Annotated in this window: 20 protein-coding genes; 10 read left to right on the plus strand and 10 right to left on the minus strand. The window is 72.0% G+C overall.

Annotated features, from left to right (window positions below):
• The 5 genes from AB0C96_RS13280 to AB0C96_RS13300 form a co-directional block, all read right to left on the minus strand.
• Nucleotides 1-1,818, minus strand: a complete 1,818-nt coding sequence (locus AB0C96_RS13280) for a glycoside hydrolase family 15 protein (RefSeq protein ID WP_362916740.1) — start codon at nucleotides 1,816-1,818, stop codon at nucleotides 1-3.
• Between the two features lie 113 nt (nucleotides 1,819-1,931).
• Nucleotides 1,932-2,759, minus strand: a complete 828-nt coding sequence (locus AB0C96_RS13285) for an SURF1 family protein (RefSeq protein WP_362916742.1) — start codon at nucleotides 2,757-2,759, stop codon at nucleotides 1,932-1,934.
• A 93-nt stretch (nucleotides 2,760-2,852) separates the two neighbouring features.
• Nucleotides 2,853-3,086, minus strand: a complete 234-nt coding sequence (locus AB0C96_RS13290; protein ID WP_077192103.1) for a hypothetical protein — start codon at nucleotides 3,084-3,086, stop codon at nucleotides 2,853-2,855.
• Nucleotides 3,087-3,149: 63 nt separating this feature from the next.
• Nucleotides 3,150-4,184 carry a DEDDh family exonuclease gene (locus AB0C96_RS13295; protein WP_362916744.1) on the minus strand — a complete coding sequence of 345 codons (1,035 nt, stop codon included), beginning with the start codon at nucleotides 4,182-4,184 and terminating at the stop codon, nucleotides 3,150-3,152.
• A 307-nt stretch (nucleotides 4,185-4,491) separates the two neighbouring features.
• Nucleotides 4,492-5,136 carry a TetR/AcrR family transcriptional regulator gene (locus AB0C96_RS13300; protein ID WP_362916746.1) on the minus strand — a complete coding sequence of 215 codons (645 nt, stop codon included), beginning with the start codon at nucleotides 5,134-5,136 and terminating at the stop codon, nucleotides 4,492-4,494.
• 127 nt (nucleotides 5,137-5,263) lie between these two features.
• Here AB0C96_RS13300 and AB0C96_RS13305 point away from each other — a divergent pair, with 127 nt between their 5' ends.
• From AB0C96_RS13305 to AB0C96_RS13330, 6 genes are all read left to right on the plus strand, one after another.
• Nucleotides 5,264-6,061, plus strand: a complete 798-nt coding sequence (locus AB0C96_RS13305) for an acetoacetate decarboxylase family protein (RefSeq protein ID WP_362916748.1) — start codon at nucleotides 5,264-5,266, stop codon at nucleotides 6,059-6,061.
• Nucleotides 6,061-6,945 (plus strand): SDR family NAD(P)-dependent oxidoreductase, encoded by an 885-nt coding sequence (locus AB0C96_RS13310; protein ID WP_362916750.1) that lies wholly within the window; start codon nucleotides 6,061-6,063, stop codon nucleotides 6,943-6,945. Before AB0C96_RS13305 ends, AB0C96_RS13310 begins: the two co-directional genes overlap by 1 nt.
• A gap of 10 nt (nucleotides 6,946-6,955) precedes the next feature.
• Nucleotides 6,956-8,251 (plus strand): amidohydrolase family protein, encoded by a 1,296-nt coding sequence (locus tag AB0C96_RS13315; RefSeq protein ID WP_362916752.1) that lies wholly within the window; start codon nucleotides 6,956-6,958, stop codon nucleotides 8,249-8,251.
• Complete coding sequence (locus AB0C96_RS13320; RefSeq protein ID WP_362916754.1) at nucleotides 8,248-9,489, plus strand: amidohydrolase family protein; 1,242 nt, start codon at nucleotides 8,248-8,250, stop codon at nucleotides 9,487-9,489. The genes AB0C96_RS13315 and AB0C96_RS13320 overlap by 4 nt, the downstream gene beginning before the upstream one ends.
• A 143-nt stretch (nucleotides 9,490-9,632) precedes the next feature.
• Complete coding sequence (locus AB0C96_RS13325; protein WP_362916756.1) at nucleotides 9,633-10,568, plus strand: sterol desaturase family protein; 936 nt, start codon at nucleotides 9,633-9,635, stop codon at nucleotides 10,566-10,568.
• Complete coding sequence (locus AB0C96_RS13330; RefSeq protein WP_362916758.1) at nucleotides 10,565-11,284, plus strand: lysoplasmalogenase family protein; 720 nt, start codon at nucleotides 10,565-10,567, stop codon at nucleotides 11,282-11,284. The genes AB0C96_RS13325 and AB0C96_RS13330 overlap by 4 nt, the downstream gene beginning before the upstream one ends.
• An 82-nt stretch (nucleotides 11,285-11,366) precedes the next feature.
• On the opposite strand, the gene AB0C96_RS13335 is transcribed toward AB0C96_RS13330, so the two are convergent.
• Together AB0C96_RS13335 and AB0C96_RS13340 are read right to left on the minus strand one after the other, a co-directional pair.
• On the minus strand, nucleotides 11,367-12,881 hold the full coding sequence (locus AB0C96_RS13335; protein WP_362916760.1) for a S8 family serine peptidase: 1,515 nt from the start codon (nucleotides 12,879-12,881) through the stop codon (nucleotides 11,367-11,369).
• A 177-nt stretch (nucleotides 12,882-13,058) separates the two neighbouring features.
• Nucleotides 13,059-13,250: a hypothetical protein gene (locus AB0C96_RS13340; RefSeq protein WP_362916762.1), complete on the minus strand. Its 192-nt coding sequence runs from the start codon at nucleotides 13,248-13,250 to the stop codon at nucleotides 13,059-13,061.
• A 186-nt stretch (nucleotides 13,251-13,436) separates the two neighbouring features.
• Here AB0C96_RS13340 and AB0C96_RS13345 point away from each other — a divergent pair, with 186 nt between their 5' ends.
• From AB0C96_RS13345 to moaA, 3 genes are all read left to right on the plus strand, one after another.
• On the plus strand, nucleotides 13,437-13,835 hold the full coding sequence (locus AB0C96_RS13345) for a DUF485 domain-containing protein (protein ID WP_362916764.1): 399 nt from the start codon (nucleotides 13,437-13,439) through the stop codon (nucleotides 13,833-13,835).
• Nucleotides 13,832-15,481 carry a cation acetate symporter gene (locus tag AB0C96_RS13350; RefSeq protein WP_362916766.1) on the plus strand — a complete coding sequence of 550 codons (1,650 nt, stop codon included), beginning with the start codon at nucleotides 13,832-13,834 and terminating at the stop codon, nucleotides 15,479-15,481. Before AB0C96_RS13345 ends, AB0C96_RS13350 begins: the two co-directional genes overlap by 4 nt.
• Before the next feature lie 191 nt (nucleotides 15,482-15,672).
• On the plus strand, nucleotides 15,673-16,662 hold the full coding sequence (gene moaA / locus AB0C96_RS13355; protein WP_362916768.1) for a GTP 3',8-cyclase MoaA: 990 nt from the start codon (nucleotides 15,673-15,675) through the stop codon (nucleotides 16,660-16,662).
• 125 nt (nucleotides 16,663-16,787) lie between these two features.
• Here moaA and AB0C96_RS13360 read toward each other — a convergent pair whose 3' ends face one another.
• The gene (locus tag AB0C96_RS13360; RefSeq protein WP_362916770.1) at nucleotides 16,788-17,033 is read right to left on the minus strand and encodes a hypothetical protein; all 246 of its coding nucleotides are present in this window, start codon (nucleotides 17,031-17,033) and stop codon (nucleotides 16,788-16,790) included.
• 220 nt (nucleotides 17,034-17,253) lie between these two features.
• Nucleotides 17,254-17,628, minus strand: coding sequence for a DUF3099 domain-containing protein (locus AB0C96_RS13365; protein ID WP_362916772.1), 375 nt, complete (start codon nucleotides 17,626-17,628; stop codon nucleotides 17,254-17,256).
• Between the two features lie 234 nt (nucleotides 17,629-17,862).
• Here AB0C96_RS13365 and AB0C96_RS13370 point away from each other — a divergent pair, with 234 nt between their 5' ends.
• Nucleotides 17,863-18,141, plus strand: coding sequence for a GlsB/YeaQ/YmgE family stress response membrane protein (locus AB0C96_RS13370; protein ID WP_362916774.1), 279 nt, complete (start codon nucleotides 17,863-17,865; stop codon nucleotides 18,139-18,141).
• A 213-nt stretch (nucleotides 18,142-18,354) separates the two neighbouring features.
• Here AB0C96_RS13370 and tyrS read toward each other — a convergent pair whose 3' ends face one another.
• Nucleotides 18,355-19,758 (minus strand): tyrosine--tRNA ligase, encoded by a 1,404-nt coding sequence (tyrS, locus tag AB0C96_RS13375; RefSeq protein WP_362916776.1) that lies wholly within the window; start codon nucleotides 19,756-19,758, stop codon nucleotides 18,355-18,357.
• Between the last annotated feature and the right edge of the window lie 93 nt (nucleotides 19,759-19,851).

The raw sequence follows: 19,851 nt of genomic DNA on the forward strand, positions 1-19,851 counted from the left end.
CTAGTCTGCCCGTGCCCCCTCCAGCAGACCGAAGGCGGTCCCCACCAGACCGATGTGGCTGAAGGCCTGCGGGAAGTTCCCCAGCTGGCGGTGGGCCACCGGGTCGTACTCCTCGGAGAGCAGCCCCAGGTCGTTGCGCAGCTCCAGCAGCTGCTCGAACAGCTCCGCGGCCTCCCGCCGCCGCCCGCTCAACCGGAGCGCATCGGCCAGCCAGAACGAGCAGACCAGGAACGTGCCCTCGCCGCCCGGCAACCCGTCCACGGAGCCGCCCTCGGTGCTGTAGCGCCGGACCAGACCGATGGGGGCACGGCCCGTGCCGTGCGGGTGGTGAGGGAGCGTCAGCTCCCGGCGGACGGCGTCGATGGTCCCGACGACCCGCGGATCGTCCCCCGGCAGAAAGCCGACGCGGGGGATCAGCAGGGTCGCGGCGTCCAGCTCCGTCGAGCCGTAGGACTGGGTGAAGGTGCCGCGGTCGGCGTCGTAGCCGTGCTCGCACACCTCCTGGTGCACCGCGTCGCGCATCGCCCGCCAACGGTCGATGTCCCCGCCCAGCGTCGGATCGGTCTCCAGCGCCCGCACCGCCCGGTCCGCCGCCACCCAGGCCATGACCTTGGAGTGCACGAAGTGCCGGCGCGGTCCGCGGATCTCCCACAGCCCCTCGTCGGGGTCGCGCCAGGTGGACTCCAGGTAGTCCACCAGGGCCCGCTGGATGCTCCAGGCGTGCGGCTCCGCCGGAAGCCCGGCGGTGCGCGCGACATGGAAGGAGTCGATCACCTCGCCGTAGACGTCGAGCTGCCGCTGCTCCACGGCGGCGTTGCCGATGCGCACCGGCACGGAGCCGTCGTACCCGGCCAGCCACGGCAGTTCGAACTCCGGCAGCCGCCGCTCACCGCCCAGCCCGTACATGATCTGTAGGTCGTCGGGGGCACCGGCCACCGCCCGCAGCAGCCACTCCCGCCAGGCGCCGGCCTCCTCCAGGTACCCGGCGGAGAGCAGGGAGTTCAGGGTGAGGCTGGCGTCGCGCAGCCAGCAGTAGCGGTAGTCCCAGTTGCGGAAGCCGCCGAGCTCCTCGGGCAGCGAGGTGGTGGGGGCCGCGACGATGCCGCCGGTCGGCGCGTAGGTGAGGGCCTTGAGGGTGATCAGCGAACGGACCACCGCGGCGCGGTGCGGCCCGTCGTAGGTGCAGCGCGCGGACCAGGCGTGCCAGTCCTCCAGGGTGCTTGCGAGCGCCTCGAACGGGTCGATCGGGTCCGGCCGGGGCTCGTGCGAGGGGTGCCAGGTCAGCACGAACGCGGTGCGCTCGCCCTCGGCGACGGTGACGTCCGTGCGGGTGCTGAAGTCCTTGCCGTAGGTGGTGCCCTGGGACGGGGTGCGCAGCCACACCGAGTCCGGGCCGGCGATGGCGGCCCGGCAGCCCTCGGTGGCGCGCACCCAGGGCACCACCCGCCCGTAGTCGAACCGCAGCCGCAGCACACTGCGCATCTCCACGCTGCCGTCGAGGCCCTCGACGATCCGTACGACATCGGGCTGACGGTCGCGCTGCGGCATGAAGTCGGTGACCCGGACGCGGCCGGAGGGGGTCTCCCAGACGGTGTCGAGGACCAGCGAATCGCCGCGGTAGGAGCGCCGGGCTCGGGCCTCGGGGGAGTGCGGGGACAGCGTCCAGTGGCCGTTGTCCTTGCCGCCGAGGAGCGCGGCGAAGCAGGCGCCGGAGTCGAAGCGGGGCAGGCACAGCCAGTCGACGGAGCCGTCGCGGCCGACGAGGGCGGCGGTCTGAAGATCGCCGATCAGCGCATAGTCCTCGATGTGTGGGTGCACTCAGCGCACCTTCCCGCCGGGCGGGTGCGCTACGCGACGCTGACGGCTGTCCGGGCTAGAGGTGCCTTCACCGGCCGCCGCGGGCCCACGGAGAGCGGGATGACGCCCGACTCCTAGGCCGGCGCGTCCTCCGGCTGGCGGGCCCCGGCACCGTCGGCGGCGCCCTCCGCCCCCGGGGTTCCCTCGGCGGCCGCCGCCGCGCGGTCCCGGCGCTCCCGGCGGACGAGGACGATCCAGCCCACCGGTACCGCCGCCGCGAACAGCCACCACTGGATCGCGTACGCCATGTGCGGGCCGATGGAGTCGTGGTCCGGTTCGGGCACCAGCTCCGGGGTGCCGCCCGGCTGCTTGGGTCCGGTCTGCTCGATGTAGCCGCCGAGCATCGGCCGGCCGACCCGCTTCGCCTGCTCCCGGCTGTTGATCAGCATGACCTGGCGGGCGGGCAGGCCCTTGGTGTCCTTGATGCCGCTGACCGCGGTGGTCTCGTCGGCCATCATCCGGCCGGTGACGGTGACCGTGCCCTTGGGGGTGGCCGGGACGTCCGGGAACTTGGTGAGGTCGTTGCCCGCCGAGATCCAGCCGCGGTTGACCAGCACGGCGTCGCCGTTCGCCAGCACCAGCGGGGTCAGGACGTAGTAGCCGATGCTCTGCTCGTCGGCGGCGGTGCGCTGGCGGACCACGACCTCGTGCGGGGCGTCGTAGCGCCCGGTGGCGGTGACCGTGCGCCACATGTCGTGGTGCGGCAGGTTCCGGCCGGGGGCGGCCAGGTCGGTCACCGGGACGGGCTTGGCCGCCAGGCTGGAGGCGATGAGCTGGTTCTGCGCCACCTTGTGCTCATGGCGGTGCAGCTGCCAGAAGCCCAGCTTGATCATGACGGGGATCAGCACGAGACCCACGAGGGTGAGGATCACCCACTGCCGGGACAACAGGAAGCGGTACACGACCCCGACGGTACCTGGGGCGCCCCAGCCGCCGGGCTCGGGGGCCCCCGACCACCGCCGCGCGGGCGACCGGCGGGCGACGGACCGGGTCGGTCAGACCCGGTCGACGATCCCGACCCGCCCGTCCGAGCGGGCGCAGTGCGCCCCGCAGTACCACTTGCCGTCGGCCTCCACGCCCTGGCCGATGATCTGGACCCGGCAGTGCTCACAGATCGGCGCCATGCGGTGGATGGCGCACGAGAAGCAGTCGAAGACATGCACCGCGCCCTGCGCGTGCACCTCGAACGTCATCCCGTAGTCGTTTCCGCAGACCTCACAACGTGCCATGCGCCACAGGGTGCGGCCGGGGCCGGCGCGGGGCGAGGCGCCGGCGGGTGTGTTGGGCGGTCTTCACCCGGACGCAGGCGCCGGCTGGACGTCCTGGAGCAGCTGCATGAAGGCCGCCTCGTCGATCACGACCGTGCCGTACGAGGCCGCCTTGACGGTCTTGCCGGTCCGGGCGTCCGGATCGTTGGTCACCAGCAGGCTGGTCAGGCGGGACACGCTCGTCGCGACGTGCAGCCCGGCCTCGATCGCCCGGTCCTCCAGCAGTTCGCGGTCCACCGAGGTGTCGCCCGAGAAGGCGACCCGCATCCCCTGGACGAGCCGGCCGCCGGCCGCGTAGCGCCCCGGGTTGGGGTACGGGCACGCCGGGCGCTTGCGGGACGGCCGCCAGGAGCCGGGGCGGTACGCCGGGGCGGCGGAGCGCTGCCGGGGCGTGGGGGCGTCCGACCACTCCGTCAGCGGCTGGCAGGTCAGCAGCGGCAGGCGCAGGTTCTCCCGCGCGGCCCGCCGCAGACTGGGGCGGAACGCCTCGGCCAGCACCCGGGCGTCGTCCAGCGCGTGGTGGGCGCGCTCCTGCACCACGCCGTAGTGGGCGGCGAGCGACTCCAGCTTGTGGTTGGGCAGCGGCAGGCCCAGCTCCTTGGAGAGCGCGATCGTGCACAGCCGCTGGCGCACCGGGGCGGTCGCCGTGGCGCGGGCGTACTCGCGGGCGATCATCGACCAGTCGAACATGGCGTTGTGCGCCACCAGCACCCGGCCCTCCAGGCGCGCGGACAGCTCCGGGACGACCTCGGGGAAGAGCGGCGCATCGGCCAGTACCGCGCTCGTCAGACCGTGGATCCACACCGGCCCCGGATCCCGCTCCGGGTTGACGAGGGTGTACCAGTGGTCCTGGACCTCGCCCCGTGCGTCGAGTTGGTACACGGCGGCGGAGATGATCCGGTCGTCGCGGGCCAGGCCCGTGGTCTCCACGTCGACCACCGCGTACCCCTGGGGATACCCGGACGGCCAGGGCGCCGGCGGCGTCTGCGGGCCCGGCTGCTGGCCGATCGTCGGCGCGATCGGGTCGGCTGCTGCCATGCGGTCTTCGAGCATGGTCATTGAGGATACGGGCCACCACTGACAGCCACCGAACCGCCGTCGACGGAGCCACCTCCCGGCGCCCGCTGCGGGAGGCCGCCGACGGCGCGCTGTTGACGCGGCGGATCCGTGCGGGCCCGCTGTTGACGCAGCAGATCCGAGGGGGCGGGCGGGAGTTGAGGGCGGAAGGGACAAACCGGGCGGAGGCGCCGGGCGTCGAGGGACCTCGGCCGTGGAGAGAGGCATCGGCGGCCGAGGGGCCTCGGCGGTCGTGGTGACCGTGCCGGAGGGTCGGCACCGGTGGTCGCCGCGGCCCGCGCGCCGCCCTTCAGGGCAGCGGCTCCGCCGCGGGCGTCCCGGAGGCCAGCAGCGAGGTCACCAGCGCCTCCAGGGACACGGTGAACAGCCGCTCCGGGTCGGCCGGGCCGGCCAGCGCCCTGGCCAGCGCCGGATCGTGCCCGGCGGCGGGGGAGTCCCACAGCTCGCCCTCGCTCGGATGCTGCTCGGGCGACCGCTCGCGGGCGCGCTCGACCAGGACGAAGCCGACGACCTGGAACTGGACGGCGCGCACCGCCTCCGCGGCGCGCTCACCGCGCAGCCCGGCGGCGTGCACCTCGTGGACCAGCGCCTGCTGCGCGGGCAGGAACATCCGCTCGGTCAGGCCGCGTTCGTGGACCATCGCGATCAGCTGCGGGCGCTCGCGCAGCGCCGTGTGCAGGGCGCGGGCGACCGAGACGACGCGGGCGTGCGGGGTGCGCCCGGTGGGATGGATCTCGCCCATCTCCCGGACGGTGCGCTCGACGAGGGCGTCCAGCAGCGACTCGCGGTTGCCCACGTGCCAGTAGATGGAGGTGACGGAGGTGCCCAACTCCGTGGCGAGCCGGCGCATGGTCAGCGCCGCCGGGCCGTCGGCCCGCACCAGCCGGGCGGCCGCCGCGAGCACCTCCTCGCCGGTCAGCGCGGTACGTGTCATGCCCCTCACCTACCCCCACAACTCCCGTCGGCGCAAGGCTCTTTACCCTTCGTCCGGCGCGGTGTAACAGTGTTACAGAAGCCGGTAGCACCCCCGGAAGGTCACGACCTGCGAAGGGCGGTACGACATGGCACGCATACGCTACGGAGCGCGCACCGAGGCGGAGATCACCGAGGCGCGCACCGCCGGCGGCAAGCTCCCCGACATCTGGTCCACCGGCGTGGTGGCCCTCTGGGAGAGCGACCCGGACGCGGTCGCGGCCGTCCTCCCGCCGCCGCTGCGGCCCACCGGGCGCCCCCTGGTCCGGGCCACCATCAGCACCGTCGACCTGCCCGGCTACCCGCTCGGCGCCGGCTCGGTCGCGGTCGCCGCCGACCACGACGGCGTCGAGGGCTGGTATCCGCTCGTCATGCCGATGACCCACGAACGGGCGTTGATCGGCGGCCGGGAGGTCTTCGGCGAGCCGAAGAAGCTCGGCGAGGTGACGGTGCGGCGCGACGGGCCGGTGGTCCGCGCCGCGCTCGCCCGGCACGGCATCGCGTTCGTGGAGGTGCGCGGCGCGGTCAGTGGGCCCCTGCCGCTCCCCGAGCCGGCACGGAAGACGGACTTCTACTTCAAGTTCCTCCCGGCGGTGGACGGTTCGGGCTTCGAGGGGGAGCCGGTGCTCGTGCACTGCCTGCGCAACGAGAAGGTGCGCACGCTGGAACGGATCACCGGCGACGTCGTCCTGCGGGAGTCCATGTACGACCCGGTCGCCGACCTCCCCGTGCGCACGCTCGTCGAGATCACCATCGGGGAGAAGACCACCGACCAGCAGGGCAGGGTCGTCCAGCGGGTCAGCGCCGAGGCCCTGCTCCCGTACCTCCACCAGCGGTACGACGACCCGCAGCAGGCCCTCGACGGTCCGCCCGAGGGGAGCGTCTGATGCGGCTCGCGGCCGGACAGGTCGCCGTCGTCACGGGTGCGGCCGGCGGCATCGGGCTCGCCATGGCCCGGCGGTTCGCGGCGGACGGCCTCGCGGTGGTCCTCGCGGACGTGGAGCAGGCGGCACTGGAGAGCGCCGCGGCCGGGCTGCGGGACGACGGTGCGACGGTCCATGCGCGGGTGGTCGACGTCGGCGAGCGCGAGCAGGTCATGGCGCTGGCCGAGGAGGTGTACGACACCTTCGGCGCGTGCCACGTGCTGTGCAACAACGCGGGCGTCGGCTCCGGCGCCGAGGGCCGCATGTGGGAGCACGAACCGAACGACTGGACATGGGCGTTCGCGGTCAACGTCTGGGGCGTCTTCCACGGCATCCAGGCGTTCGTACCGCGCATGATCGCCGGCGGGGAGCCGGGCCACGTCGTCAACACCTCCTCCACCGACGGCGGTGTTGCGCCGCTGCCCACCGCCTCCGTCTACGCGGTCACCAAGGCGGCCGTGGTGACGATGACCGAGTCGCTCTACGCCCACCTGAAGGCGGAGCGTGCGCGGGTGGGCGCCTCCGTCCTCTTCCCCGGGCCGCACATGCTGCGCACCGGACTGTGGGAGTCGCATCGCAACCGCCCGGAGAAGTACGCCAAGTCCCGGCCCCGCAGAACCCCCTACCGCAGCCTCGACCAATGGGAGGCCGCCATGAAGGAGGCCGGGCGGGAGGTGCTGTTCACACCGGTCGAGCAGGTCGCGGACCTGGTTGTCGAGGGCATCACCGCGGAGAGGTTCTGGCTGCTGCCCGGGAGCGAGCACAGCGACCGGCAGATCCGCGCCAGGGCGCAGTCGATGCTGGACCGGGCGAACCCGGCGTATCTGGAGAGCTTCATCCTTGAATGAGGGACGTGTGATGACCGACCAGGAGCGCGTGCAGGACCCGTACCTGATCATCTCCTCCGACTGCCACGCCGGCCTGCCCACCGCGGAGTACCGGCCCTACCTGGAGCGCCGCTTCCACCGGGCCTTCGACGACTTCCTCGGCCAGCAGGGCGCCCGCCGCGCCGAGGCCACCCGGCTCGGCATCCGCAACGAGGCGTTCGCCGCCCGGTGGTTCGCCGACAACGAGGAGGGCCTGCGCGGCGGTTGGGACGCCGCGCAGCGCCTCAAGGAGCTCGACGGCGACGGGGTGGCCGCCGAGGTCGTCTTCCCCGACGCGGACGCTGTGGACAGCCAGACCGCCGCGCCCTTCGGCGTCGGGCTCGGCCTCTCCGGCGACCAGGACCCCGAACTCGGCATGGCGGGCGCCCGGGCGCACAACCGCTGGCTCGCCGAATTCGTCTCCACGCACCCCGAACGGCACTGCGGTGTCGCCCTGTTGCCCATCACGGCCGAGCCGGACGCGGTCGTCGCCGAGGTGCACCGCGCCAAGGAGTCGGGGCTGGGCGCCCTGATGATCCCGTCCATGTGGGTCGACCAGGAGCCGTACCACGCGCGCCGCTACGACCCGGTGTGGGCGGCGGCGGCCGAGTGCCGGATGCCCGTGGTGACGCACTCGGGGGCGGCGCCCCGCCACGAGTACGGCGAGCACCTCGGCATCTACGTGAGCGAGGTGACCTGGTGGCCGGCGCGACCGCTGTGGTTCCTGTTGTGGTCCGGGGTCTTCGAGCGCCATCCGGGCCTGAGGTTCGGCATCGCCGAGTCGGGCTGCTGGTGGCTGCCGAACCTGCTGTGGTTCATGGACCGCCTCTACCTGGGCGCACACGGCGGCAAGAAGCTGTCGCCGTTCGCCGAACTCACCCGCGCCCCGCACGCGTACCTGGACCGCCAGGTCTTCGTCTGCGCCACCAACACCAAGCGCCGGGAACTCGCCCAGCGCTACGAGATCGGCGTCGACAACATCCTGTGGGGCAGCGACTTCCCGCACCCGGAGGGGACCTGGCCGGACACGCGCGGGTGGCTGAGGAAGACCTTCCACGACATCCCGGTCGCCGAGACCCGCCGCATGCTCGGCCTGTCCGCCGCCGAGGTCTTCGGCTTCGACACCGACGCGCTGGCCCCGCTGGCCCGCCGCATCGGCCCGACCCCGGCCGACCTCGACCAGCGCACCGACCAGAGCACCGTGGAGGCCTCCTGGGCGCGCTCCCGCGCCGTGGGCCGCCACTGGCTGACCGACCACGACTTCCCGGTACTGGGGGCCGACACATGAGCGACGAGACCGCACCGGAGCGCTACACCGTCATCTCCGCCGACTGCCACGCCGGCGCCGACCTCCTGGACTACCGGCCCTACCTGGAGTCCGGCTACCACGAGGCGTTCGACGCCTGGGCGGCCGGCTACGTCAACCCGCACGAGGACCTGCTCGCCGACACCGCCGACCGCAACTGGAACTCCGCCCGCCGGCTGGCCGAGCTGGAGGCCGACGGCATCGTCGCCGAGGTCGTCTTCCCGAACACCATCCCGCCGTTCTTCCCCAGCGCCTCCCTCATGGCCCCCGCCCCCACCCGCGAGGAGTACGAGCAGCGCTGGGCGGGCCTGCGCGCGCACAACCGCTGGCTCGCCGACTTCTGCGCCCAGGCGCCCGGGCGCCGGGCCGGCGTCGCCCAGATCCTCCTCAACGACGTCGACGAGGCGGTACGGGAGGTCCGCCGCACCAGGGAAGCCGGCCTCACCGGGGGCGTCCTGCTCCCCGGCACCCCACCCGGCTCCGGCCTCTCCGAGCTCCACTCCGCCGACTACGACCCGCTCTGGGCCGTCTGCGCGGAGCTGGACGTCCCCGTCACCCACCACGGCGGCTCGGCCTCCCCGCCGCTCGGCGACGACCCGGCGGCCCGCGCCGTCTTCATGGTCGAGACGACCTGGTTCTCGCACCGCGCCCTGTGGCACCTGATCTTCGGCGGCGCCTTCCGCCGCCACCCGGGCCTGCGCCTCGTCCTCACCGAACAGGGCTCCGGCTGGATCCCCGGCGTCCTGGACATGCTGGACTACTACCACGGCCGGCTGGTCACGGCCGGGGCCCGGGCCGCCACCGCCGAGTCCAAGTTCGGTGCCGGCCTGGCCGCCACCGCGGGCACCTCGCCCAGCGACGTCTGGCGCGAGCACTGCTACGTGGGCGCCAGCTTCATGCGCCCGCACGAGGTCCCCCTGCGGCACCGCATCGGCCTCGACAAGATCATGTGGGGCAGCGACTACCCCCACGACGAGGGCACCCACCCGCACTCCCGCGAGGCCCTCCGCCTCGCCTACGCGGGCCTGCCCACCGACGAGATCGCCGCCATGCTCGGCACCAACGCCGCCCGGGTATACGGCTTCGACCTCGCCCAGCTCGCCCCCCTCGCCGCCCGTATCGGCCCGACCCACGCCGAACTCACCGAACCCCTGACGGACATCCCCGCGAACGCCACCAGCCCGGCGTTCGCCCGGGGCGGGTCGGTCCGGGTGTGGTGAAGGGCGGATCGGCCGCCCCCTCCGTGCAGGCGGAGGGGGCGGCCGCGGCGCGCCGTGGGCCCGGACAGCTGACACCAGGTCTCACATACTTCTGAGTAACAACCCCTAGCGGCACCGCCGTCGCCGCCCTTATGGTGCGGGGCATGCCGCACCTGCCCGATGTCGTGTTGTGGTCCGTACCGGCCTTCGTCCTGCTCACCGTGGTGGAGATGGTGAGCTATCGCCTCCATCCCGACGAGGACGCCGAGGGCTATGAAGCCAAGGACGCGGCCACCAGCGTCGGGATGGGGCTGGGCAGCCTCGTCTTCGACGCCCTGTGGAAGATCCCGATCGTCGCGATCTACGCCACCGTCTACGAACTGACCCCGCTGCGGATACCCGTGCTGTGGTGGACGCTGCTGCTGATGCTGCTCGCGCAGGACTTCTGCTACTACTGGTCGCACCGCGGGCACCACGTCATCCGCGTCCTGTGGGCCTGCCACGTGGTGCACCACTCCAGCAGGAAGTTCAACCTCACCACCGCACTGCGTCAGCCCTGGACGACCTGGACCGTCTGGCCGTTCTACGTCCCACTGGTCGCCCTCGGTGTGCATCCGGCCGCGATCGCCTTCACCTCCGGCGCCAACCTCGTCTACCAGTTCTGGGTGCACACCGAACGGATCGGCACCCTGCCCCGCCCCATCGAGTTCCTCTTCAACACGCCGTCCCACCACCGCGTCCACCACGCCTCGCAGGGCGGCTACCTGGACCGCAACTTCGGCGGCATCCTGATCGTCTGGGACCGGATGTTCGGCTCCTTCGTCGCCGAGACGGAACGCCCGGTCTACGGACTCACCAAGAACATCGGCACGTTCAACCCGCTCCGGGTGGCCACCCATGAGTACGCCGCCATCGCGCGCGACGTCCGGGCCGCGGACAGCTGGAGCGAGCGCGCCGGGCGGGTGTTCCGCGGACCGGGCTGGCAGCCGGCCGAGCGGACGGAGCAGGGCGCGAACGGCGCCGAGGACCTGGAGGGCGCGAACGACCTGAAGGGCGCGAAGGGTGCCGCGCGTTCCTCCGTCGAGGAGCCGGTCGTATGACGGCGCGGTGGCCCGCCGGCGTACGGCCGCTGCTGGCGGCGTTCGCCGTGCTCGCCGTCGTGCACCTGACGGCGCTGGCCGCCGGGGCGACGGTCGCCGTGCAGCTCACCAAGCCCGCGCTGATGCCGGTGCTCGCCGGCTATGTGCTGGCCCGAGGCGGCCCGGTGCTGCTGGCCGGGGCGCTGTTGTTCGGCTGCGGCGGCGACACCTTCCTCCAGATCGGCGCCGGCGCCGGGGGCGCCGTCTTCCTGGTCGGGATGGCCTCGTTCGCCGCGGGGCACGTCTGCTACCTGCTGCTGTTCGCCCGCCATGGGACCTGGCCGGGGCGCGGCCGGCGCGGGCGCACGGCCGGACCGGCCGCCGCGTACGGGGTGCTGCTGGCCGGCACGGTGGCGCTGCTGTGGCCGGACCTCCCGGCCGAGCTGCGGATCCCGGTCGCCGGCTACAGCCTGCTGCTCACCGCGATGGCGTTCGGCGCCCTGCGGGCGGGGCCCGGGGCCGCCCTGGGCGGGCTGCTCTTCCTGCTCTCCGACACCTTGATCGCGAGCGGTATCGCACACTGGCCGCAGCTGCCGGTTCCCCAGCTCTGGATCATGCTCACCTATGTCGCGGCCCAGTTCGCGCTGGCCGGCGGAGTGCTGCGGGCGGCCGCCGACCCGGACCCCCGGCCCGCGCCACGGCCGGTGCCGGCGGCTCCCGGGGCGGGCGTGCCGTAGACCGGGCCGGCGGCCCGGTGGGCGCGGTCCCCGGACAGGGCTCCGGGGACCGCGCCCGCTGCTTCTTCTGCTGCTGCTTCTGCTACTTCTTCACCGCGTCCAGCGCGTCGACGATCCCGTAGCCGAAGTGGCTGTTGACGTGCTTGGTGCCGGTGCAGGTGGTGTCACCCGTGGGGCAGCCGGGGTTGTCCGCCTGCTGCTTGAGGAGCCACTGGATCTCCTGCGGGCTGGACTTGGGGTGGGCGCTCTTCAGCAGCGCCGCCACGCCCGCGACGTGCGGGGTCGCCATGGAGGTGCCGGCCAGGTAGGCCCAGTCGCCGCCCGGCATGGTGGAGAGGATGTTGCCGTTCTTGGCGGGCAGTTCGGGGACCTGCTTGGAGTCGCCGCCGGGTGCGGCCACGTCGATCTGGCCGAGGCCGTAGTTCGAGTAGAACGACTTCTGCTTGTTGACGCCGGTCGCCGCGACCGTCACCGTGCCCGGCAGCTGGGTGGGCACGTCCCAGCAGGTCTTCGGGTTGACGGTGCGTTCGACGGGGGTGGAGTCGTTGGGGCTGCCGCTGTCGGTGAGCTTGGTGGCTGCCAGGTCGAGGTCGGAGTTGCCCGCGGCGGCGATGTTGATCGCACCCTTGCGCTGGGCGTAGCTCGCCGCACGGCCGACCGCGTCAACGATGGCCGCCTGGTCGGCGTCATCCTTGCAGTTGAACATCCACGGGTCGACGTAGTAGCTGTTGTTGGTGACCTCGACGCCGTGGTCGGCCGCGAAGACGAAGGCACAGACCACGCTCTCGGCGTAGAACAGGCTCGTCTCCGGCTCGCTCACCTTGATGGCGGAGATCTTCACGCCCGGGGCGACACCGGCCACGCCGACGCCGTTGCGCGCGGCGGCGATGGTGCCCGCCACATGCGTGCCGTGGTAGTCGGTCTCCGGGTTCCAGGGCCGCCACGCGCCCTTGGACGTATCGGCCACCCCGCCCACGCAGTTGGCGGACTGCTTCGCGGAGAAGTTCGCCTTCAGGTCCGGGTGGGTGTCGTCCACGCCGGTGTCGATGATGGCGACGGTGACGTTGCGGCTGCCGGGGTTCACCTTCGCGGCCTTGTCGGCCTTGATGGCGGGGAGGTCCCACTGAAGCGGTTCGAGGGGCTCCTGCCCGTTGGCCTTCGCCGCGCTGCCCACCGCCTTGAGCTGGGACGCCGACAGGTCGACCTTCTTCGGCTTGCCGACGTCGGTGGTGCCGGAGGCCTTCAGCGGCGCGGTGCGGGTGGCGCCCGCGGTCTGCACGCCGGGCACCGCCCGCAGAGTGGCGGCGAACTGCGGGTTGGCCGAGTGGACGACGATCACGCCGATCTGCTCATGGGCGACGATCACCTTCCCGCCGGCCTTGGCTATCGCCTTCTCGACCCGGCCGACCGTGGCGTGGTCGGGCGTGGTGTTCACGACGTACGAGAGCAGCGGGCCGTCGGCGGATGCCGCGGCGGCCGGGGCGGAGTCCTGGGGCGCGGCGGTGGCCGCGTTCGGGAGGAAGCCGAGGGACGCCGTCAGAGCCAGACCGAGCGGTACGGCCAGCGCCCGCACGCGTCTGGATCGGGGATGTGCCATGGGTACTCCACATCATCCGTGAGACCGCCCGCGCGCGGGTCGCGCACGGGCGGATGCAGTGAGAGGTGAAGTTATCGGCGATCAGCGACACACAGCAATGGAGTCGGGAAAACCCGTTCAGTCAGGGCACACTGACGCTCCGTCGGATGGTGCACCGCTGCGGCGGCGAGCGGCCGGTCAGTCGTGCCGGCGCAGGGCGCCCAGGCTCAGCGGCGGCAGGGCGATCCGCCGGCCGTACCAACGGCGGGCGTCGGCGGCGGGCCGGGGCTGCGCAGGAGGGGCGGTGAGCGGCGCCGGCAGCCGGACGCTGCCGTACGGGCGCCGACGGGGACCGGGCGGGGGCGGGACCTGCTGGGGCGGCTCAGTCACATCCGGCTCAACGAAGCGTCCCGCGCGCGGTGGCGGTCGGTGCGCGCATTCCCCCGTTTCTTCGACGAGTCGCCCAACGGCCCCCTGACGCATGGCGGGACACGGCCCTACGATGCGTGATCCACGTCACTTATCCGGGCCTTATCCTCGGCCTCAGCACCAGCCCCCTCGCGTCAGGAGACCCCCGTGAGCGCCGCACCGACCCTCGATCCGGGTACCCATGAGCCGCCCGACTACCTCCAGGTGCAGTCGAGCGCGGAATTCGACGAACTCCGCCGCGCACACCGCTCGTTCGCCTTCCCGCTGACCGTCGCCTTCGTCGCCTGGTACCTCGGGTACGTCCTGCTGTCGAGCTACGCCGGCGGCTTCATGGGCACCAAGGTCCTCGGCAACGTCAACGTCGCCTTCGTCCTCGGCATCGCCCAGTTCGTCACCACCTTCCTCATCGCCTGGTGGTACTCCCGGCACGCCGCCGCCAAGCTCGACCCCAGGGCCGAGGCCATCAAGTCCCGCCTGGAGGGCGGAGCCGTCACGTCCCGCCCGGAGGGCGAGGGCGACACGTCCCGCCTGGAGGACCACGCATGAGCCACCTTCAGCAGACCCTCCAGCAGCCGTTCGCGCTCCACCTCGCAGCGGGCGGCGCGGGGGAGCACCGCGCCCTGATCGTCACCCTCTTCGCGGTCTTCGTCGCCGCCACCCTCGGCATCACCGTCTGGGCCGGCCGGCAGACCAAGGGCGCGGAGGACTTCTACGCCGGCGGCCGGCAGTTCACCGGTTTCCAGAACGGCCTGGCCATCTCCGGCGACTACATGTCCGCCGCGTCCTTCCTCGGCATCGCCGGTGCCATCGCCCTCTTCGGCTACGACGGTTTCCTGTACTCCATCGGCTTCCTCGTCGCCTGGCTCGTCGCGCTGCTCCTGGTGGCCGAACCGCTGCGCAACTCGGGCCGGTTCACCATGGGCGACGTCCTCGCCTACCGGATGCGCCAGCGCCCGGTCCGCACCGCCGCCGGCACCTCCACCATCATCGTCTCGATCTTCTACCTGCTCGCCCAGATGGCGGGCGCCGGCGCCCTGGTCACCCTGCTGCTCGGGATCACCAGCGAGGCCGGCAAGATCCTGGTCGTCGTCCTCGTCGGCATCGTGATGATCCTCTACGTCACCATCGGCGGCATGAAGGGCACCACCTGGGTCCAGATGGTCAAGGCGGTGCTGCTGATCGCCGGCACCCTGCTGATCACGTTCCTGGTGGCGGTCAGGTTCCACTTCGACATCTCGTCGCTGCTCGGCGCCGCCGCCGAGAACAGCGGCAAGGGCGCCGCCTTCCTGGAACCCGGCCTCAAGTACGGCGCCACCGCCACCTCGAAGGTCGACTTCATCTCGCTGGGCATCGCGCTGGTCCTGGGCACCGCCGGCCTGCCGCACATCCTCATCCGCTTCTACACGGTCCCCACCGCCAAGGCCGCCCGTACGTCGGTGAACTGGGCCATCGCCATCATCGGCGTCTTCTACCTGATGACCATCGCGCTCGGCTTCGGTGCCGCCGCCCTCATCAAGCCCGAGACGATCACCGCCTCCAACAAGGCGGGCAACACCGCGGCCCCGCTGCTCGCCGAGGCGATCGGCGGCGGCGCCGGCTCCACCGGCGGCGCCATCCTGCTCGCCGTGATCTCCGCGGTGGCCTTCGCCACCATCCTCGCGGTGGTCGCCGGCCTCACCCTCGCCTCGTCCTCGTCCTTCGCGCACGACCTGTACGTCAACGTCATCCGCAAGGGCAACGCCACCGACAAGGAGCAGGTCGGCGCGGCCCGCTGGGCGACCGTCGGCATCGGCGCCGTCGCCATCGTGCTGGGCGTCTTCGCCCGCGGGCTGAACGTCGCCGGCCTGGTGGCGCTCGCCTTCGCGGTCGCCGCCTCCGCCAACCTCCCGACGATCCTCTACAGCCTGTTCTGGAAGCGGTTCACCACCCGGGGCGCGCTGTGGTCCATCTACGGAGGCCTGGCCTCCTCGGTCCTGCTGGTGCTCTTCTCACCGGTCGTCTCCGGCAAGGAGACCTCGATGTTCCCCGGCGCGGACTTCGCCGTCTTCCCGCTGGAGAACCCGGGCCTGATCTCCATCCCGCTGGGCTTCCTGCTCGGCTGGCTGGGATCCCTGCTCTCCACGGAGGAGCCGGACGCCCGGAAGTACGCCGAACTGGAGGTCCGCTCGCTGACCGGCACCGGAGCCCACTGACCGCACCGCACTGAGGCATCCGTACAGGGACCGGGCGGGGTGGCATCGTAGAGATCTACGACGCCACCCCGCCCACCTCGTGCTTCCCACCCCTGCTCGCCGTCACCCCCATCACGTAGGCTCAAAGGCGCACTGATCCATACGGGAGAGGTGCCCGGACGTACCGAGCCGTCACTCGGGGAGGGGGCCCTGTGCTCATCGACACCTATGGTCGCGTGGCCACCGACCTGCGCGTTTCGCTCACCGATCGATGCAATCTGCGGTGCACGTACTGCATGCCCGAAGAGGGCCTGCAATGGCTCGCCAAGCCCGACCTGCTCACGGACGACGAGATCGTCCGGCTGATCAGCATCGCCGTGCGGGACCTCGGCATCGACGAGGTCCGCTTCACGGGCGGCGAGCCGCTGCTCCGCCCCGGCCTGGTCGGCATCGTCGAGCGGGTCGCCGCACTCGACCCGCGCCCCCGGATGTCGCTGACCACGAACGGCATAGGCCTGACGCGCACCGCCACCGCACTGCGCGACGCCGGCCTGGACCGGGTCAACGTCTCCCTCGACACCCTGCGGCCGGACGTCTTTCAGGCCATGACCCGCCGCAAGCGCCATGACGACGTGCTCCGCGGCCTGGAGGCGGCTCGCGCCGCCGGCCTGACCCCGGTGAAGGTCAACGCCGTCCTGATGCCGGGCCTCAACGACGACGAGGCCCCCGACCTGCTCGCCTGGGCGATCGCCCACGACTACGAGCTCCGCTTCATCGAGCAGATGCCGCTCGACGCCCAGCACGGCTGGAAGCGTGACGGCATGATCACCGCCGGTGACATCCTCGCCTCGCTGCGCACCCGCTTCGCGCTCACCCCCGAGGGCGAGGCGGAGCGCGGCTCCGCGCCCGCCGAGCGCTGGATCGTCGACGGGGGCCCGCACCGCGTCGGCGTGATCGCCTCCGTCACCCGCCCGTTCTGCCGCGCCTGCGACCGCACCCGACTCACCGCCGACGGCCAGGTCCGTACCTGCCTGTTCGCCACCGAGGAGACGGACCTGCGCACGGCCCTGCGCTCCGGGGTCCCGGACGAAGAGATCGCGCGCATATGGAAGCTCGCGATGTGGGGCAAGAAGGCGGGCTCCGGCCTGGACGACCCGTCCTTCCTCCAGCCCGAGCGCCCGATGTCCGCGATCGGCGGCTGACCGGCCCGGGGCGTCGGCCCCCGCACGGGACCGCAGGGACGTCAGCCCCCGGACGGACGGCGGGCGACGTCAGCCGTCACACGGGACCGCCGGAGCGTCAGCCCTCGGACGCACGGCAGGGAACGTCAGCCCTCGGAGGCCGGTGCCTCCCACTCCTCCAACGTCACGACGTCCTTGAGGAATCCGCGGACGCCCAGGAACTGCGACAGATGCTCCCGGTGCTCCTCACAGGCCAGCCAGGTCTTGCGGCGCTCCGGGGTGTGCAGCTTCGGATTGTTCCAGGCCAGCACCCATACGGCGGTGGCGCGGCAGCCCTTGGCGGAGCAGATGACGGCGCCGTCGGCGGAGCCGGGAAGATCAGGGGAGTTCACGGCCTCAACCCTACGTCCTGCCGTTGCGGCACCCGGCCCTGCGGAAGTCCCCGGACATGGCGACGCCGGGCAGCCACGGGGGGAGCCGCCCGGCGTCGGTCCGTCGCTCCGACGGGGGATGCGGAGCGCGTACGCAGTATGTCACGGGCGATGGTGCGCGGTGCACCGGAACTCCATGATTGATCTGAGCTTTTCTTGAGCTTTGCAGACCGAATGGTGATCAACCGGCGTCCTGTCGAGGTGCCGACGAGTCCGCCGCCGGCCGCTCCGGAACGGATTCCGCCGAGGCGTCCGGGGCTCCCGGCGTCAGCATCGGCCTGCTCGGCCCCTCGATGAAGGTCTTGGGGAGCGAAGGGACGTTCTCCCGGCCCGCGTTGGCGATCACCACCGCGATGTACGGCAGCGCCATGCCCAGCACCAGCGTCGCAATGGCAACCGGGCGCTCGACGTTCCACAGCACGACGGTCAGCAGCACGGCCACCGTCCGTACCGCCATCGAGATCACGTACCGCCGCTGGCGGCCCCGCACGTCCTCGGACAGCCCCTGGCGGGCCCCCGTGATCCGGAAGGTCTGGGCGCTGCTCTGCTTCCGCATCACGTTCCACCACCTGCTCAGTCGTGCCGGATTCTCCCCGGTTTCCGGTCGCTTTCCACGGTACGCCGCACCTGCGCCGCCTTCGAGACCGGGGTCTGCCCCCAGCCGGCCGGGTCTGCCGGGACGGTGTGCGTAGCCCCGCCTCCGGCATGCGGCGTAGTCGATGCGGAGCGACACTGACGGGGCGACCCTCAGGTGCGACCTCGCGTGCACCCCGCCGCAAGAGGAGGCGACATGACGTGGTTGTGGGCCATCATCGTGGGCCTGGTGCTGGGCCTGATCGCGAAGGCCATCATTCCGGGAAAGCAGCAGATTCCGCTCTGGCTGACCATCATCTTCGGCATGCTGGGCAGCGTCCTCGGCAACTGGGTGGCGTCCGGCCTCGGCGTCGCCGAAACCAAAGGCATCGACTGGATCCGGCACCTGCTGCAACTGGCCGGCGCGATCGTCGTCGTCGCCGTCGGTGACCGGCTCTGGGTCTCTCTGCGCAGCCGCCGCAAACAGACCACCTAGGGGCACCTAGGGGTGGTGGGAACAGATCCCGTAAGGGACGAATGCGCCCCCTGCGGGGCCGCAACGCGGCGGGGGCGGGCGGTATTCCCGATGGTGGGCATTCCCGACAGCCGGTGTTCCGACAGTCGGTGTTCCGACGGCCGGTGCGCATCACCGCGCACCGGCCGTCAGCCGTCAGCCGTCAGCAGTCCGCCGTCGGTCGAACCCGCCGCGTCAGCGGCCCTGGAGCTGGGCCAGCTTCCGGCCGGCCTTCAGGTACGCGACGCCGGTCGCGTCCGCCACCTTCTCCGCCAGCACCTCGGCCAGCGGCCGGATCGCGTCGGCCTCCGCCAACACCACGGTCTGCTGGCCGTCCTCGCCCTCCACGACCAGCCGCAGCGCGTTCTGCTTGGCCAGCCGGCGCGCCGCCGAGGCGCTCGGGGCGAACTCCAGCACCTTGGTCAGCACCGCTGCCACCGTCTCCGCGCCGTGCTCGGCGACCTCGACGACCGGCAGCGACTCCACGTCGGAGAACGACTTCTTGGAGAACTGCGCGACGAAGCCGGCCCGCGCCGCCATCGCCGCCTCCAGGCCGTACAGCGCCGCCACGACCTCGCCCGCGAGGATCTTCTTGAGGTCCATCGGGTGCAGCGAGCGGTCCGTGACCCGGCCCAGGACGAGTGCGATCTCGTCGTCCGTCCACTCGGTCCAGGCCTTCAGGTACGGCTCCATCAGCCGGTCCGGCACCGACATGATCTTGCCGAACACATCGTCGGCGGGCGCGCCCAGCCCGACGTAATTGCCCTTGGACTTGGACATCTTGGCGCCGGTGCCGTCCGTGCCCTCGATCAGCGGCATGGTCACCACCAGCTGCGGTCGCTGCCCGCGCAGCTCCATCAGCTTGCGGCCCATCTGGAGGTTGAGCAGCTGGTCGGAGCCGCCCAGCTCCACGTCGCACTCCAGCGCCACCGAGTCCAGGCCCTGCGCGATGGGGTACAGCAGCTCGGTCATGGTCAGGCCTGAACCGGCCGCGAGGCGGTTGCGGAAGTCCTCGCGCTGCAACAGCTGCGAGGCCGGCACCTGGGCGAGCAGGGCGAGCAGCTCCGGGAAGGTGTACGGCGCCAGCCACTCGCTGTTCTGCCGGAAGCTGACCTTCTCGAAGTCGAAGAAGGGGCGGACCTGTTCGCGGTAGGTGGCGAGGTTGTGCGCGATGTCCTCGTCGGTCAGCGGCGGACGCTCGGCGGTACGGCCGGACGGGTCGCCGATCTTGGCGGTGAAGTCACCGATGATCAGCGTGACGTCGTGGCCCAGCCGCTGGAACCGGCTCAGCACGATCAGCGGGACCGCATGCCCCAGGTGCACATCGGTCGCCGTCGGGTCGATGCCCAGCTTGATGTGCAGCCCCGTGCCGGCCGCCCGGCGCTCCTCGATCCGCTCGGCCAGCTGCTCCACACCCGGCAGCACCTCGACCGTACGGGACGCGATCAGCTCGGCCTGCTCCTTGGCGGGCAGGTCCGTCAGGTCGAGATAGCGCCGCGCGCCGGTCTCCTCCAGCAGCTCCTGGACGGTGGCGTCCGAGGAGAGGTCAGCGGAGAGCAGCGTGCTGGCGCGGGCGACGGATTCGCCGAGGCGTGTCATGGCGTTCCTGATCGATCGGGTTTTCCCGTGAGGGAGGACAGGCGTCCCAGTAGGGACAGGGCAAAAGTCTATTGCCATTGCGGCGGACCCCAC

Origin of the sequence: Streptomyces sp. NPDC048506 (assembly GCF_040651315.1) — a bacterium.
Taxonomy (GTDB): Bacteria; Actinomycetota; Actinomycetes; order Streptomycetales; family Streptomycetaceae; genus Streptomyces.

Coding starts and splice junctions, on each gene's coding strand:
- AB0C96_RS13290 (WP_077192103.1), bottom strand. CDS start 3,086: ATGGCACGTTGTGAGGTCTGCGGAAACGACTACGGGATGACGTTCGAG.
- AB0C96_RS13295 (WP_362916744.1), bottom strand. CDS start 4,184: ATGACCATGCTCGAAGACCGCATGGCAGCAGCCGACCCGATCGCGCCG.
- AB0C96_RS13300 (WP_362916746.1), bottom strand. CDS start 5,136: ATGACACGTACCGCGCTGACCGGCGAGGAGGTGCTCGCGGCGGCCGCC.
- AB0C96_RS13305 (WP_362916748.1), top strand. CDS start 5,264: ATGGCACGCATACGCTACGGAGCGCGCACCGAGGCGGAGATCACCGAG.
- AB0C96_RS13310 (WP_362916750.1), top strand. CDS start 6,061: ATGCGGCTCGCGGCCGGACAGGTCGCCGTCGTCACGGGTGCGGCCGGC.
- AB0C96_RS13315 (WP_362916752.1), top strand. CDS start 6,956: ATGACCGACCAGGAGCGCGTGCAGGACCCGTACCTGATCATCTCCTCC.
- AB0C96_RS13320 (WP_362916754.1), top strand. CDS start 8,248: ATGAGCGACGAGACCGCACCGGAGCGCTACACCGTCATCTCCGCCGAC.
- AB0C96_RS13325 (WP_362916756.1), top strand. CDS start 9,633: ATGCCGCACCTGCCCGATGTCGTGTTGTGGTCCGTACCGGCCTTCGTC.
- AB0C96_RS13330 (WP_362916758.1), top strand. CDS start 10,565: ATGACGGCGCGGTGGCCCGCCGGCGTACGGCCGCTGCTGGCGGCGTTC.
- AB0C96_RS13335 (WP_362916760.1), bottom strand. CDS start 12,881: ATGGCACATCCCCGATCCAGACGCGTGCGGGCGCTGGCCGTACCGCTC.
- AB0C96_RS13350 (WP_362916766.1), top strand. CDS start 13,832: ATGAGCCACCTTCAGCAGACCCTCCAGCAGCCGTTCGCGCTCCACCTC.
- AB0C96_RS13365 (WP_362916772.1), bottom strand. CDS start 17,628: ATGCGGAAGCAGAGCAGCGCCCAGACCTTCCGGATCACGGGGGCCCGC.
- AB0C96_RS13370 (WP_362916774.1), top strand. CDS start 17,863: ATGACGTGGTTGTGGGCCATCATCGTGGGCCTGGTGCTGGGCCTGATC.
- tyrS (WP_362916776.1), bottom strand. CDS start 19,758: ATGACACGCCTCGGCGAATCCGTCGCCCGCGCCAGCACGCTGCTCTCC.